The 13,446-nt window shown below is 60.0% G+C and carries 16 protein-coding genes; 8 read left to right on the forward strand and 8 right to left on the reverse strand.

From position 1 onward, the window contains the following. The first annotated feature begins 157 nt into the window (after positions 1 to 157). Positions 158 to 868, forward strand: coding sequence for a response regulator (locus ACYAS9_RS27165; RefSeq protein ID WP_463571513.1), 711 nt, complete (start codon positions 158 to 160; stop codon positions 866 to 868). Further along, positions 865 to 2,220, forward strand: coding sequence for a sensor histidine kinase (locus tag ACYAS9_RS27170; RefSeq protein ID WP_463571514.1), 1,356 nt, complete (start codon positions 865 to 867; stop codon positions 2,218 to 2,220). Before ACYAS9_RS27165 ends, ACYAS9_RS27170 begins: the two co-directional genes overlap by 4 nt. 38 nt (positions 2,221 to 2,258) lie before the next feature. Here the strand turns inward: ACYAS9_RS27170 and ACYAS9_RS27175 are convergent, their stop codons facing one another. Then, complete coding sequence (locus ACYAS9_RS27175; protein ID WP_463571515.1) at positions 2,259 to 2,477, reverse strand: hypothetical protein; 219 nt, start codon at positions 2,475 to 2,477, stop codon at positions 2,259 to 2,261. Between the two features lie 17 nt (positions 2,478 to 2,494). Between ACYAS9_RS27175 and ACYAS9_RS27180 the strand changes: the two genes are divergently transcribed. Next, positions 2,495 to 2,995, forward strand: coding sequence for a hypothetical protein (locus ACYAS9_RS27180; protein WP_463571516.1), 501 nt, complete (start codon positions 2,495 to 2,497; stop codon positions 2,993 to 2,995). 99 nt (positions 2,996 to 3,094) lie between these two features. Here ACYAS9_RS27180 and ACYAS9_RS27185 read toward each other — a convergent pair whose 3' ends face one another. The 4 genes from ACYAS9_RS27185 to ACYAS9_RS27200 form a co-directional block, all read right to left on the reverse strand. Beyond that, the gene (locus ACYAS9_RS27185) at positions 3,095 to 4,135 is read right to left on the reverse strand and encodes a GGDEF domain-containing protein (protein ID WP_463571517.1); all 1,041 of its coding nucleotides are present in this window, start codon (positions 4,133 to 4,135) and stop codon (positions 3,095 to 3,097) included. Positions 4,136 to 4,320: 185 nt separating this feature from the next. Then, positions 4,321 to 4,650 carry a DHCW motif cupin fold protein gene (locus ACYAS9_RS27190; RefSeq protein WP_463571518.1) on the reverse strand — a complete coding sequence of 110 codons (330 nt, stop codon included), beginning with the start codon at positions 4,648 to 4,650 and terminating at the stop codon, positions 4,321 to 4,323. Positions 4,651 to 4,720: 70 nt separating this feature from the next. Continuing rightward, the gene (locus ACYAS9_RS27195) at positions 4,721 to 5,626 is read right to left on the reverse strand and encodes a DMT family transporter (RefSeq protein WP_463571519.1); all 906 of its coding nucleotides are present in this window, start codon (positions 5,624 to 5,626) and stop codon (positions 4,721 to 4,723) included. Positions 5,627 to 5,746: 120 nt separating this feature from the next. After that, on the reverse strand, positions 5,747 to 6,634 hold the full coding sequence (locus ACYAS9_RS27200; protein ID WP_463571521.1) for a LysR family transcriptional regulator: 888 nt from the start codon (positions 6,632 to 6,634) through the stop codon (positions 5,747 to 5,749). 190 nt (positions 6,635 to 6,824) lie between these two features. Here ACYAS9_RS27200 and ACYAS9_RS27205 point away from each other — a divergent pair, with 190 nt between their 5' ends. The 3 genes from ACYAS9_RS27205 to ACYAS9_RS27215 are packed head-to-tail and all read left to right on the forward strand — an operon-like array spanning position 6,825 to position 9,954. Further along, positions 6,825 to 7,871 (forward strand): Ldh family oxidoreductase, encoded by a 1,047-nt coding sequence (locus tag ACYAS9_RS27205; protein WP_463571523.1) that lies wholly within the window; start codon positions 6,825 to 6,827, stop codon positions 7,869 to 7,871. Positions 7,872 to 7,881: 10 nt separating this feature from the next. Beyond that, complete coding sequence (locus tag ACYAS9_RS27210; RefSeq protein ID WP_463571524.1) at positions 7,882 to 8,610, forward strand: ABC transporter substrate-binding protein; 729 nt, start codon at positions 7,882 to 7,884, stop codon at positions 8,608 to 8,610. A 39-nt stretch (positions 8,611 to 8,649) separates the two neighbouring features. Then, positions 8,650 to 9,954: a CitMHS family transporter gene (locus ACYAS9_RS27215; protein ID WP_463571526.1), complete on the forward strand. Its 1,305-nt coding sequence runs from the start codon at positions 8,650 to 8,652 to the stop codon at positions 9,952 to 9,954. Here the strand turns inward: ACYAS9_RS27215 and ACYAS9_RS27220 are convergent. Together ACYAS9_RS27220 and ACYAS9_RS27225 are read right to left on the reverse strand one after the other, a co-directional pair. Further along, positions 9,947 to 10,912, reverse strand: a complete 966-nt coding sequence (locus tag ACYAS9_RS27220; protein ID WP_463571699.1) for a ribonuclease Z — start codon at positions 10,910 to 10,912, stop codon at positions 9,947 to 9,949. The two genes, ACYAS9_RS27215 and ACYAS9_RS27220, sit on opposite strands and share 8 nt — an antisense overlap. 61 nt (positions 10,913 to 10,973) lie before the next feature. Continuing rightward, entirely contained in the window at positions 10,974 to 11,372 is a 399-nt protein-coding gene (locus tag ACYAS9_RS27225) for a nuclear transport factor 2 family protein (RefSeq protein WP_463571527.1), read from the reverse strand. Between the two features lie 92 nt (positions 11,373 to 11,464). Here ACYAS9_RS27225 and ACYAS9_RS27230 point away from each other — a divergent pair, with 92 nt between their 5' ends. Further along, positions 11,465 to 12,055 (forward strand): GNAT family N-acetyltransferase, encoded by a 591-nt coding sequence (locus ACYAS9_RS27230; RefSeq protein ID WP_463571529.1) that lies wholly within the window; start codon positions 11,465 to 11,467, stop codon positions 12,053 to 12,055. Continuing rightward, positions 12,055 to 12,936: a carbon-nitrogen hydrolase family protein gene (locus ACYAS9_RS27235; protein ID WP_463571531.1), complete on the forward strand. Its 882-nt coding sequence runs from the start codon at positions 12,055 to 12,057 to the stop codon at positions 12,934 to 12,936. Before ACYAS9_RS27230 ends, ACYAS9_RS27235 begins: the two co-directional genes overlap by 1 nt. Here ACYAS9_RS27235 and ACYAS9_RS27240 read toward each other — a convergent pair. Then, positions 12,930 to 13,346, reverse strand: coding sequence for a DUF1810 domain-containing protein (locus ACYAS9_RS27240; RefSeq protein WP_463571532.1), 417 nt, complete (start codon positions 13,344 to 13,346; stop codon positions 12,930 to 12,932). The two genes, ACYAS9_RS27235 and ACYAS9_RS27240, sit on opposite strands and share 7 nt — an antisense overlap. Between the last annotated feature and the right edge of the window lie 100 nt (positions 13,347 to 13,446).

The raw sequence follows: 13,446 nt of genomic DNA on the forward strand, positions 1-13,446 counted from the left end.
TCGGCAAGAAGTGTGGGCGATCTTGCCTGCACTTTTTTGCCTGAAAATGTCCGCTTTATTGCCCAGCGGTCACTTTATTGCCGAATTGAAATATATGACGCAGCGCCCGGAATGATTTTAGATAGGCGCTGTATATTCATCAGGCAGCGAGCCCACAGTGAGCCATTTATTACTGGTCGACGATGACCTTGAAGTTCTCGCCCTCTTGCAGAAGTTTCTTCAGCGCCATGGCTACAGTGTGGAAGTTGCCACCGATGGCCCTTCGTTGTGGCGCGCTGTCGAGCGGCGCTTACCGGACCTGATCATTCTCGATGTCATGCTGCCTGGCGAAAGCGGCCTGGTGTTGTGCCAGCAACTGCGCGCCCGGCATACCGTTGCGGTGATCATGCTGACGGCCATGGGCGAGCTGAGCGACAGGGTGGTCGGGCTGGAGCTGGGCGCCGACGATTACCTGACCAAGCCGTTCGATGCCAGAGAGTTGCTGGCCAGGGTTCGGGCTGTGCTCAGGCGCACGGGCGAGGTTGCAGCGGTATCAAGCGACCCTTCGCGTGCGGTTCTGGAGTTTGCCAATTGGCAACTGGATATCGCCCGCCGCGAACTGCGTTCACCGGACAAAGTCATGATTCCCTTGTCGAGCGGAGAGTTCGAGCTGCTATTGGTGTTTACCGAACACCCGCAGCGCGTCCTCAGCCGGCAGCAGTTGCTGGATCTGGCGCGGGGTGAGGCGTACGACGCCTTTGATCGTAGCGTTGATGTGCAGGTCAGCCGGCTGCGCCGCAAGTTGCAGACCGATATGCACAGTGAGCCGATGATTCGTACCCTGCGCAATGCCGGCTATTTGTTCAGCCCTGCGGTCGTGAAACGATGAGTTTTCTGACCCGTTTGCGCGCCAGGTATAACCGCCCGCATGACACGGTGGCGCGCTGGATTGCCCTGACCACCATGGCGGCGATGCTGACCTCGCTGGCGCTGTATGGCGCTTTCAACCTGCTGGCCGGTGTCTGGGCGCGTCCGCCCATTCTCGAGACCGGCTTGATGGAAAAGGCCGCCACCATCACGCGGATCATCAACGCCGCCTCGCTGGATCAGCGGCCGGGCATCGCGCAAGCGGCCAGTGACAAGGTATTCAACGCCCAATGGTTACCGCGCCATGAAAACGCCTCTTTACCCGAAACCAACGAGCCAGGCTTTGATGAGGGGCAGCAAATGCTGCGTGACTTGCTGGAGATGCCTGAGGCGAGCATAGAGGCTTACGAGCCGGGCGACTGGCCCGCGCAACAGGCCGAGCGCCCTTATGTATTGATGATCCAGCTGCCTGACCAGTCCTGGATGCAGTATTCGGTGCTGACCCGTAAATGGGGGCTGGATCCGCTGCAACGCAACCTGATCGTTATCGTTCTGGCGCTGTTGTCGACGGTGGTCGTGGCGCTGATCGCCACCCGGCACCTGGCGCTACCGCTGGAGCGTTTTGCCGAAGGGGCCCGGCGCTTTGGCAAGGATTTTCGTGCGCCCCCCATTCCTGTGGTCGGGCCACATGAAATTCGCCAGGCCATATTGGCGTTCAATGCCATGCAGGCCCAGATCCAGCACTTCCTCAATGACCGCACGCAAATGCTTGCCGCCATTTCCCACGACCTGCGGGCGCCGTTGACGCGCATGCGCCTGCGCGGCGAGTTCATCGAGGATGGTGCGCAGCAGGCCCGGTTGTTCAGGGATGTGGATGAGATGCAGGCAATGGTCAACAGCGCCCTGGATTTCTTCCGCGATGAGGCACGGCTTGAGCCGGCCACGGCGTTCGATCTGGCCGAGCTGTTATTGACCGTCGTCGATGACTTCAAGGATGCGGGCGTGGACGTTTCATTCAATGGCCCCATGCGCTTTGTTTACTGCGGACGTCCCAACGGGATTAAAAGGGCGCTGACCAATCTGGTCGACAACGCCATCAAATATGCCGATCAACCCGGCGTGCGCTTGATAATCGCCGGTGAATACGTCGAGATTTACGTGCTGGATCGCGGGCCGGGGATTGCCATTGAGCATCATGAGCAGGTGTTTGCTCCCTTTTATCGCCTCGAAGGGTCACGCAACAAGAACACCGGTGGCGTCGGCCTGGGCCTGTCGGCCGCACGGGCGACGGTACTTGAGCATGGCGGCTCGATCACGTTGCGTAACCGGCGTAGCGGCGGGCTTGAGGTCAACGTGAGGTTGCCGTTGAGTTGAGCGTTTGGTCGACGGTTGAAGCAACAAAAAATGGGGTGTTACTTGATGTGGAAGATTCCGGCAATGGCTTTCAGGGCCTTGCTGCCATCGGCTTCATATAAGCCCTGCAGCATGTCTTGATCGTTAAGGCGATGCAGGCGCATGTGGTTGTAGAAAGCCTGCCCCAGCCGCAGTCCCTCAAATGTGCCAGCTTCCCAAAGTGCCAGAAATTCATCGTAGGTTGCTTTTTCGATTTCAGGCTTTATTTTGTTATTCATAGGAAAGGCCCCTTGATTTGAATGATGGTATGCGTCTTATGACGCGGGTCTGCCGGTATGAAACACCTGAAGTCATTGTGGAGTTGAAGATGGATTTTGCCGCTACTTTTTGGCAATGGTATGGGCAGGATGAGTTCGCACGACTTCTTGCCGTAGGCGATGCATTGCAGGCGCTTACCTTCTTGGCTAAAAGCGCAGAGGAGCAGCGATACTCCATTCCGGACTGCCCGGCATGTGAGGCCTGGTATTCAGCCATGCTGCCTCTCGGTGAGGCGCTTGCCGTGTGCGGTGCCGCCATGCCAACCGTCGTTCGCAGTCAGGTCCAGGCGGTCTGGACGCTGTGCAGTTCGCTGCCGGAGTCAGCCTTTCGTTGTGCAGACCGATCTATCTTCGATCAAGATGAATGGCAGTCCATTCGCAAGGCGTCCAGGCGAGCGCTGCAATCAATGCAATCAGCGCAGATCAGGCCCTATCTTGAGGCAACAATGCTGGAGTGCCGAAAAGCGATCACACGTTGACCGTTAGAGGTGCTCTTGAGGAGCAATCACAGCCGAATGCGCCGGGCTGCCTGTCGATTCTTCGCGGCAAGGATCAGGCAGGATGATCGCCCTCATCCATCAAACACTCAGCACCACCTGCGCCGCCATTGCATAACGGTTCTTGCCTTCGCTCTTGGCGTCATACAGCGCAAGATCGGCGCGGCGCATCAGGCTGACCATCGACTCTGCGGGTTCACGTTTCGCCAGCCCCACACTGATCGAAAGGCGCGTACCGAACAACTGGCTGGAGTTGACCGCATCGACAATGCTGCGCGCCAGTTCCTGCGCCTGCGTGACGTCGGCTACCCGGGCGACCACCGCGAACTCTTCGCCGCCCAGACGGGCAATGTTATGACCCAGGCTGTGGTCGCTTAATATCCGGGCGACTTCCACCAGTACCCGGTCGCCGACATCGTGGCCGAAACTGTCGTTGATCTTCTTGAAGTCGTCGATGTCGAGCATCAGGAAAAACAGCGGCGCAGACGCGGTGTCATTGGCCAGTGTGGCGGTCAGACGCTCCATGAAGGCGCGGCGATTGGGCAGCCCGGTCAGGGTGTCGGTGTAGGCCATGCCATGCAGTTGGCGCTGCAGATCGAAGACGTTCTTGCGTATCCGGCAAAACGTCATGCACACCAGCGTGGCAATCAGCAGGCTCGCCACAATCAGGATCAGTGTCAGGACGAAGTCCAGTGGCCGGCCGAAGTGCGGGTCGACGACATAAAACAAGGTCAGCCAGATAGCGGTCCCGGTGCTCAAGGCATGCCAGGGCTGAGCGTGCATGGCTGAAACAGGCAGGCTTAGCACCAGGCCAATGGGCAGGAACCACACCAGCGGGTTGCCAATGGCGTTAGACAGTGAGCCCAGCCAGGCGGTGCAGGTACACAGCAACAGCAGACCGCTCAGCCATAAATGATGCGTGGTGCGCGCCCGCCAGGTCAGGAAACAGGCAATGGCTGCAACCGGGGCATAGCCATACAGCCAGGCAGACAGGGCCTGGCTTGCGTTGGCCAGCCCCAGGACCAGCAGGCAGATGGCCGTCGCCATGATTTCACTTGAAATCTTCAGCGGGCGTAACTGGGCAAAGGAGTGTTGCTCAAGACTTTCTTCTGCTACATGCATGCTTTACGACCTCGCCGGATGCCCGGTCGCTCATGATGGCGACCGGTGCATCTGCTCTCAAAACAGGGTGTGGCGATGGACGTTGCTCTGTCACAAGCCGTAACTACTGATTACCACGGTGCGTGCGACCATGCTAGTTAACAGATGTTTCGTCTGAGGGTTCAAGGCATAAGAGAAGTGTTCAGTCAGTCGACGATAAACAGCCTGGCGCCGGTCGAGGTTGACGAGCGGTGCGCCTCGGCGTTATCGGCGACCTGGTAACTCATGCCTGCGGCCAGCGTGAATACCCGGCCATCCTCCAGTTCGGTGTCGAGCTGGCCTTCCAGGCAAAGCAAAATGTGGCCCTTGTGGCACCAATGGTCAGCCAGGTAGCCAGGCGTGTATTCGACCATACGAACCCGTATTGCGCCGAACTGGCAGGTACGCCAGTAAGCCGTGCCGGTGTCGCCCGGATGCGCAACAGCTTCAATCTTCGACCAGTCGGTGGTGCCAAAGGGGATGTCGGTCAGGTTCATGGGAGCCTCGCAGATTAGGGAGCCGGAACCGTACCGAGGCGGCACGCGGGACGATAGATACAGACCGGTTTTATTTCCTTGATACAGCGTCTTCAAGCGCGGCTGGCCCGGGCGCTTCGGTCAGGGCTGAACGAGTACGCCACTCACTCAGCAGCAGGCCTGCCAGTATCAGTAGAGCGCCAAGGGCCTTGGCCTGGGTAAACCGGTCGCCGGCCAGAAAATAGCCAAAGATTCCGCTGAAGACCGGTTCACAGATCAGGATCAGGGCCACTTTATGAGGTGAGACGGTGGCTTGGGCGCGCGTCTGGATGTAATAGGCCAACGCCGTCCCCAACAGTGCAATCGCCACGATGTTGATGAGCGAGTTGTTTGAAGTCGGGATTGAAAACTCACCCGCCATCAAACTCCAGGCCAGCGACAGCACGCCCACGGTGGCCAGTTGCAGAAACGCGAATACTTGCGAGGGCGCCGAACTTTCAAGTGTCGACAACACCACGATGTGTAACGCAAAGCCAAGCGCGCAACCCAGCACAAGCAAGTCGCCGTAATGCACAGAGAATCCTTCAAGGCTTAGGAAACCAAGGCCCACCATCGCAATCGCGGTGCCCAGGACTTGTCTTGAACTCGGCCGTCCGTGACCTGTGAAGTACAGGATCAATGGAGTAAACACCGTGCACAATCCGGTGATGAACCCGGCGTTGGACGGTGTGGTATGGGCGACGCCGGTGGTCTGCAGCGAGAAGGCGATAAACAGCACAAGACCCGCGCCAAGACCACCCAGCCAATCCTTGCGCCGCAATGCGGGCAATGCTGCGATTGCAAAGGGCAACAGTAAGGCGGCCGCGAGCAGAAAGGTCAGCGCATTGAAGGTCGATGCGCTGATCGTTGTCAGGACTTCATGCTTGGCAACGAAGCTCCAGCCCCATATGGCAGTAACGCCGATCAAGGCCATGGACCAGCCGGTATTTCGAGACATGACAACTCCCCAGGCAGTCATTTATACCGAACGACTGGCCAGAAAGTTATGCAGCGGTACCCGAAGTGCAGAAAGGTAATGGCAGGCATTGAATTTGGCAAGAAGCCACGGCCGCAAGCGTTACTTGCGGATGTCGATCAACAGATCGAACAACAATTGCGCCACCGGCGATAACGTTCTCCCGCGCCGCGATATAAGCCCCAATGTCCTGCTGATCGAAGGATCCTTGAGCGGGCGTGTCACCAGTGTGGGATGGCCGTTCTCTGGCATGGCCAGTTTTGGCACCACACCAATGCCCAGTCCTGCTTCAACCAGGCTTACCAGGGCCGGTACGTGTTTCACTTCACAGAATGAACGCGGGCGAATGTCACGGTTGGCAAGGGCCTGATCGATCAGGAAGCGATTGCCACTGCCCTGCGCCAGGCTGATGTAATCGGTCGTCGACAGGTCGTCCCACGTCAGTGATGTGCGCTTCGTAAGCGGATGACCGACCTTGAGTGCCACGACGAACGCTTCTTCCAGCAGCGGCTGGAACACCACTTCCGAATCCTGGGTACCAATGTAGGTCAGCCCGAAGTCGGCTTCGCCCCTGGCCACCACGGTCAGAATGGCGGACGACGACTCATCGATAACCCGAATGCGGATGCCGGGGTATTTGGCGTGGTATTGCCGGATCACATCGGGCAGAAAGTATGCGACGGCCGAGGGCACGCAGGCAATCGTCACCTCACCCGACAGGCGATACGAAAGGTCGTGAAAGCCAATCAGCGCCTGTTCGAGTTCGTTCAGCACATTCCTGGCCTTGGGCACGAAGCCCCGGCCAACCGTTGACAGCTCGACCCGACGGGTCGTGCGTTCGAACAGTTGTACCCCCAGAGCTTGCTCCAGCTTGTCGACCCGCCGCGACAGGGCCGACTGCGACAAGTGCAGCGCCTTGGCGGCCGCGCTGAACCCGCCAAGATCGGCAACGGCGAGAAAACCACGCAAATCGGCCAAATCAAAATTCATGCGTTTTACTCATAAATTGCACTTTTATTTGCAATTTACTTTTTAATCCTCGGCCGCCACTCTGTCAACTCGCAGGCACATCGGAGTCTTTTCCAGGGTGCCATGCCCCACGGTCCCACCTTTCAATCATCGAGCCAGGTTATCGCGCAGGCAGACGTGTGCCTGGCCGAATGGAAACGAGCGTATTTAAATGAACAATAAAAAAGAACTTCACAGCGCCCCTGTCGATGAACTTCGTCAACGTGGGCGTCTGGCATTTCAAGGGCTTGGCCTGACACCTTCGGCTGCCGAAAAAGTTGCCGAAGTGCTGGTACTGGCCGATCTGTTCGGCTTGACCACTCACGGTCTGAGCCGTATCGAATCCTACGGCGAGCGGCTCGAATCGGGAGGCATCAGCGCCAGCGCCGAACCGGCACTGGAAACCGTCGCACCGGCCATTGCCCGCATCGACGGCCGCAATGCCGTCGGCCCGTTGGTAGGCATGGCTGCGCTGGACGCCGGTATCGAGCTTGCCAGACAGTTTGGCATCAGCCTGGTATTGGCACGGGGCAGCAACCACTTCGGGCCGGTTTCGCCGTATGCCTATCTCGCGGCTGAGCAGGGTTTTGCCAGCATCATCGGCAGTAACGCCACCACGACAATCGCGCCTTCCGGCGGCAGTGACGCCCGCCTGGGTAATAGCCCATTGGGCTTTGGCGTGCCTAATCCCGATGGCAGCCATTTCATGCTGGACATGGCGATGAGCGTGGTGGCGCGCGCCAAGATTCGCAATGCACTCAAGGGTGGGGAGCGTATTCCGGACACTTGGGCGACCGACGCTGACGGCAAACCGACCACCGACCCCCGCGCCGCCCTGGACGGCTTTCTTCTGCCGATTGGCGGCCACAAGGGTTATGGCCTGGCGCTGGTCGTCGATCTGCTGGCGGGACTCTTATCCAATGCGGCTTACCTCACCCATGTGAAGTCGTGGGTCGATGCGCCGGATGAGCCGCAAAACCTCGGTCATTTCTTCATTCTCATCGACACCGCCCGGCTGGGCTCCAGTGAGTGGTTGAAAGCGCGGATGACTGACTTTGCATCGATCCTTCACCAGAGCCCGCCGGTGAACAGTGGATCGCCCGTCATCGTGCCCGGCGAAATAGAACTGAAGAAGATGCAGCGTTATTTGCAGGAAGGCGTGCCTGTCGATGCCGCCACCCAAGTGTTGCTCGATCACTACGCAAGCCGGACGGCGTGAGGCCATGGACATGAACGAATCAAACACACAATGGGCGACCGGCTTCGCCCCCACCGGGACATTGCGGGCCTCGATCAACGTGGGCAATCCAATCCTCGCCCGTCTGGACGAAGCCGGCGCTGCGGCGGGTGTCTCTGTCGATCTGGCGTTTGCTTTTGCAGCCGAGCTCGGCTTGCCGCTGGAGCTGCGTGTCTTCAAAAGCGCGGGGGAGTCGGTGGCAGCGGTGTCGGGCGGTCAGGCCGATTTCGGGTTCTTCGCCATCGATCCGCTTCGAGGAGAGCAGCTCGCTTTCACCCAGCCTTATGTATTGATCGAAGGCTGCTACCTGGTGCGTGAAGACTCGTCGTTACACGACAACGACGAGGTTGACCGCGCGGGCGTGCGTGTCGTGGTCGGCAAGGGCAGTGCCTATGACTTGCACCTGACCCGCGAGCTGAAGGCGGCGACGATCATTCGCTCACCCACATCGCCGACCGTCGTCGACACGTTCGTGGCCGAGTCTGCCGAGGTCGCGGCGGGTGTGAGGCAGCAGCTGGAATTCGACGCAGGCCGGTTTCCGGGGCTGCGGTTATTGCCTGGCCGCTTTATGGAGATACGCCAGGCCATGGGCGTACCGCATGCCTACGGCCAAGGCGCCGCCGAGCAATTACGCCAGTTCGTCGAGCGGGCCAAGGCCAGCGGTTTTGTCGCAGAGGCGCTTGAACGTCACGGCATCGTCGGCGCCACCGTCGCCCGCTGAACGCCCGCGGCACCCCCAATAAAAACAAGAGTAACTGACATGTTGGCATTTCTCGGCTTATCAATGGTCGTGGTATTCACGTACCTGATCATGGCGAAGCGGCTTTCGCCCATTGTTGCGTTGATCGTGGTGCCGGTGGTTTTTTCGGTCATCGCAGGCTTTGCGCTGACCACCGACAAAATGATGCTGGACGGCATCAAGATGGTCGCGCCATCCGCCGCCTTGTTGCTGTTCGCGATCCTGTTCTTTGGCGTGCTGTTCGATGCCGGGCTGTTTGATCCGATGATCAAAATGATCCTGAAGAAGGTGAATGGCGATCCGGTGAAAATCGCCATCGGCTCGGCGCTGCTTTCGTTGACCACCGCCCTGGATGGCGACGGCACCACGACCTACATGATTACCTGCGCGGCCATGCTGCCACTCTACAAACGCATCGGTATGAACCCGATGATTCTGGCAAGCATTTGTGTGCTGTCGTTAAGCGTCATGGGCGGCATGACCCCGTGGGGCGGCCCGGCGACACGGGTGATCGCAGTCCTGGGGCTGGATGCCGCGGAGTATTTCATTCCGATGCTGCCGACCATGGCCGTTGGTGCGCTTGGCGTGCTGTATACCGCGTTTGTGCTGGGCCGGCGGGAGCGCAAACGCATCGGCGTGGTGAACCTGTCCAGCGGTGGTGACGACTGCTATATCGAATCCATCGTCGGCCACGGCGAAAACAAGAAACCGAAAATGGTGATCCCCAACCTGATTCTGGTGCTGACGGTGATGGTGTGCCTGGTCACTGGCGCGCTGCATTCGGTGATCAGCTTCCTGCTGGGGTTTGTCATTGCTCTGGTAATGAACTACCCGCGCCTGAACCTGCAAAAAGAACGAATGCTCGCGCATGCCGGTAACGCCATGGTCGTGGTGCTTCTGGTGTTTGCTGCCGGGGTGTTTGCGGGCATTTTTTCCGGCACCAAGATGGTCGATGCCATTGCACAACTGCTGGTGAACACGATCCCCGCGTCCTGGGGCCATCTTTTCCCGCTGGTCGTTGCAATCACCAGCATGCCGCTGACATTTCTACTGTCGAACGACGCGTACTACTTCGGCGTGGTGCCCATCCTGGCCAATGCGGCGGCAGCCTACGGCATCAGCCCGATCGAAATCGCCCGGGCGTCGGTTCTCGGCCAGCCGGTTCACCAGATCAGCCCGCTGGTGGCGTCTACATTGCTGCTGGTCGGCATGATTGACCGAGACCTGGGGGATTTTCAGAAAACCACAATCAAATGGGCGGTGTTGCTCTCATTGTTGATGACCGGGGTGTCATTGCTGACCGGGGCCATAACGCTGTTTACATGAAATCGACCAACTCCAGAGCGCCATCCTTCGACAAGTGATAGCGCTGCAGATCCTGCGCCAGAATCAGCCGCCCGTTGTACTGCGCCGCCGCTTCCTCACGTACATCGTCGATGCTCGGGCGGCGCTGCGGGTTGTCCTGGAAGCGGGCGCTGAAGTGCATCAACGCCAGATTGGGCACGCCGGCCGCTTCGGCAAATTGCGCCACTGCCGCTGCGGTACTGTGCCCGTAGGTCGTCTGGGATTTTGCAATCACCGGTTGGGTAAAGGTCGCCTCATGCACCAGCACATCCGCGCCCTTGGCCACTTGTGCCAATAGCGCCGGCTGATCATTGTCGCCGCACACGATAATCTTGCGGCCCGGTGCTGCGGGGCGAAGGTAGTGGCTGGGGTCAATCAGTCGCCCGTCGTGCTCAAGAATGCGTCCCTTCGCCAGTTCGCCCCAGAGCGGCCCACGCGGAATGCCATCGGCCTCAAGGCGCGCGGTATCCAGGCGTGGTTCGGGATTGCTTTCGACGAACACATAACCGTAGCTGGGCACGCGATGAGATAACTCGACCGTGCTGACCTGCATGGCCTCGCTGCTCCAGGTGCCGAGGGTTTCCAGCGTGTGCAGGCGTAGTTCGAAGGGCAGGTGAGTGTCGCTGACCGCCAGGCTCTGGCGCACCCAGTCGTGCAGCGCGGCCGGAAGGATCAGCGCCAGCGGTTCGCTGCGCCCGGACATGCCGGCGCTGGCCAGCAACCCCGGCAGGCCGAAGCAATGGTCGCCATGCACATGGGTGATGAAGATGGCGCGCAGGTCACGCACCGACAACGGGCTGCGCAGCAGTTGATGCTGGGTGCCTTCGCCGCAATCGACCAGGTACCAGGCTTTGCCGGCGGTCTCGATGACGGCGGTGGCGCTGACGTTACGGGTTTTGGTCGGGGCCCCGGAAGAGGTCCCGAGAAACAGCAGGTCCATGCTGAAGGTCTCGCTGGCAAAAGCCGTAGTGTACGTGATTGCCAGCGCTGCGTTGCTCGGGTCAGCCCACTTGCTCGATCCAGTCATTGAGGTTGTAGTAGTTGCTGATGCGCGCGATCTTGCCGTTGATCACATAGAAAAAGGCGCCGGCCGGCAGCACATAGGTCTGGCCGTTGGCGGGCGGCAGGCCTTCGTCGTCGGCCAGGTACTCGCCATGCACGACAAACTCGGCGGCCGCACGCAGGCCGTCCGGGGTTTGCATGACCACGATGTCGGTCAGGCGCTCGCGGTAGCAGCGATTCATCTTGTTCATGAACGCGGCAAAGGTGGCCTTGCCGGTCTGGCGTTCGCCCTGGTTGATGTCGTGCACCACGTCCTCGGCCAGCAGGTCGAGAAAGGCGGGCATGTCGCCGGCGTTGAAGGCGGCGTAGTAGGCCTGAATCAGTTCGGTGGTGGTCATGGGCGATTCCTGTGTGGGTGGCGTGCATGATAAGTTTTGCGCCGGCAGCTGGCATATCCGTCAGCGTCACTTGGTTGGTGGCGAGCGTATCCATGCACATTCAATTGCTCAAGGGCGCGCAGATCGAGCCCTTTATCGAAGCGCTGGCGCACCTGCGCATCACGGTGTTTCGCGAATTTCCGTACTTGTACGACGGCACCCTGGATTACGAGACCGAATACCTGTCGACGTACCTGCGCAGCGCCGACAGCCTGTGCGTGCTGGTGCGTGACGAGGCCGGCCAGGTGGTTGGCGCCAGCACCGCGTTGCCGCTGAATGAGGAAACCGAGGAATTTCAGCGGCCATTTATCCAGGCCGGCTGGAATACGCAGCGGGTGTTCTATTGCGCCGAGTCCATCGTCTTGCCGGCCTGGCGTGGGCGCGGCCTGGGCGTGCGATTTTTTGAAGCGCGCGAAGCCCATGCCCGGCGTCTGGAACGCTTTGACTGGTGCGCCTTTTGCGCCGTGCAGCGCCCGGTGGATCACCCGCGTCGCCCGGCCGATTACCAGCCGCTGGACGCCTTCTGGGCGCGGCGCGGGTATCGCCATCACCCTGAACTGCACACCGACTACCACTGGCGCGACCTGGACGAAACCGAAGAGTCGGCCAAGCCCATGTCGTTCTGGTTGAAGGAACTTGCCTGATGATTACGGTCGCCGCCTGTCAGTACCATATCGACCTGCTGCACACCTGGGACGCCTACGCGGCCCACCTCACCGAGCTGTGTGAGCAAGCCGCCGGGCAGGGCGCGCAATTGCTGCTGTTGCCCGAATACGCAGGCCTGGTGCTGAGCGGTCAACTGCCGGCCGCCGAACGCAGCGACCTGCACGCCTCGATCGCCGGCATCCAGCCGTTGCTGCCGCGCTGGCTGCAACTCTGTGAAGCCCTGGCCAGGCGCCTGAAGATTTACCTGCAACCCGGCAGCGTGGCGGTGCTGGACGACGACGGCCAGTACCGCAACCGCGCCTGGCTGTTCGGCCCGCACGGTTGCCTGGGCAGCCAGGACAAACTGATGATGACCCGCTTCGAGCGCGAACAATGGAACATCGCCGCTGGCAGTGGCTTGCGGGTGTTCGACACCGAACTGGGCAAGCTGGGCATCCTTATCTGCTACGACAACGAATTCCCGCTGCTGGCGCGGCGTCTGGCCGAAGGCGGCGCGGACTTGATTCTGGCGCCGAGCTGCACCGACACCGAAGCCGGCTTTTACCGCGTGCGCATTGGCGCCCAGGCACGGGCGCTGGAAAACCAGATCGCGGTACTGCAATCGCCCACCGTCGGCCTGGCGCCGTGGTCGCCGTCACTGGATGAGAATTTTGGCCGCGCCGCGTTGTACGTGCCGTCGGATTACGGCATGCCGGCCAATGGCGTGCTGGCCGAGAGCGTATCGCTGTGCCCGGCGAGCAGCCAGTGGCTGATCACGACGCTGGATTTGAACGAGGTAAGGCGGCTGCGTGAGCATGGGCAGGTGTTTACCCGTAAAGACTGGCCGCAGCAGTTTGAACATCAATGGCTGGATCAATGACCCAGTAGCTCAAGCGTTCGCGCGTCTTGTTTGCCATTGTAGAAATGCGCCAAGGCCTGCCTGAACAGCGCCTGCTGCGGCGCCACCTGAGCAAACAGCGTAAGACAAGAGCAGAACTTCAGGTCATCGGGCGTGCCCAGGATCTGCAAGGCGCTCTTGTGCTTGTGCTGCAGCATGGCTTCGACGGCCTGGACCAGGCGTGGCCCCAACACGTCATGCTCCAGATAGGCCTGCGCCTCGGCGGCGTCGCTCAGGCCATAGTGTTCAGCCGTCAAACTGCGGCCCAGGCCTTTGAGCTGCGGGAACACGAACCAGATCCAGTGGCGGGTCTTGCGCCCGGCATGCAGCTCGGCCATGACTTGTTCGAAGACCGGGTTCTGGGCATCGATGAAGCGTTGCAGGTTGTACATGGTCGTACTCCTGGAAAACAGGTGGGTTAAAGCCTTTGAGTGCTGCCTGGCAGCAAGGTGCCCACTGACAGAACATCTGGATGATCACCTATCGGGACGT

Source organism: Pseudomonas sp. HP_08 (genome assembly GCF_055284095.1).

What these genes read in the sequence shown, in the direction of transcription:
- ACYAS9_RS27170 (WP_463571514.1), top strand. Translation starts at nt 865, where the DNA reads ATGAGTTTTCTGACCCGTTTGCGCGCCAGGTATAACCGCCCGCATGAC.
- ACYAS9_RS27175 (WP_463571515.1), bottom strand. Translation starts at nt 2,477, where the DNA reads ATGAATAACAAAATAAAGCCTGAAATCGAAAAAGCAACCTACGATGAA.
- ACYAS9_RS27185 (WP_463571517.1), bottom strand. Translation starts at nt 4,135, where the DNA reads ATGCATGTAGCAGAAGAAAGTCTTGAGCAACACTCCTTTGCCCAGTTA.
- ACYAS9_RS27190 (WP_463571518.1), bottom strand. Translation starts at nt 4,650, where the DNA reads ATGAACCTGACCGACATCCCCTTTGGCACCACCGACTGGTCGAAGATT.
- ACYAS9_RS27195 (WP_463571519.1), bottom strand. Translation starts at nt 5,626, where the DNA reads ATGTCTCGAAATACCGGCTGGTCCATGGCCTTGATCGGCGTTACTGCC.
- ACYAS9_RS27200 (WP_463571521.1), bottom strand. Translation starts at nt 6,634, where the DNA reads ATGAATTTTGATTTGGCCGATTTGCGTGGTTTTCTCGCCGTTGCCGAT.
- ACYAS9_RS27205 (WP_463571523.1), top strand. Translation starts at nt 6,825, where the DNA reads ATGAACAATAAAAAAGAACTTCACAGCGCCCCTGTCGATGAACTTCGT.
- ACYAS9_RS27210 (WP_463571524.1), top strand. Translation starts at nt 7,882, where the DNA reads ATGAACGAATCAAACACACAATGGGCGACCGGCTTCGCCCCCACCGGG.
- ACYAS9_RS27215 (WP_463571526.1), top strand. Translation starts at nt 8,650, where the DNA reads ATGTTGGCATTTCTCGGCTTATCAATGGTCGTGGTATTCACGTACCTG.
- ACYAS9_RS27220 (WP_463571699.1), bottom strand. Translation starts at nt 10,912, where the DNA reads ATGGACCTGCTGTTTCTCGGGACCTCTTCCGGGGCCCCGACCAAAACC.
- ACYAS9_RS27225 (WP_463571527.1), bottom strand. Translation starts at nt 11,372, where the DNA reads ATGACCACCACCGAACTGATTCAGGCCTACTACGCCGCCTTCAACGCC.
- ACYAS9_RS27230 (WP_463571529.1), top strand. Translation starts at nt 11,465, where the DNA reads ATGCACATTCAATTGCTCAAGGGCGCGCAGATCGAGCCCTTTATCGAA.
- ACYAS9_RS27235 (WP_463571531.1), top strand. Translation starts at nt 12,055, where the DNA reads ATGATTACGGTCGCCGCCTGTCAGTACCATATCGACCTGCTGCACACC.
- ACYAS9_RS27240 (WP_463571532.1), bottom strand. Translation starts at nt 13,346, where the DNA reads ATGTACAACCTGCAACGCTTCATCGATGCCCAGAACCCGGTCTTCGAA.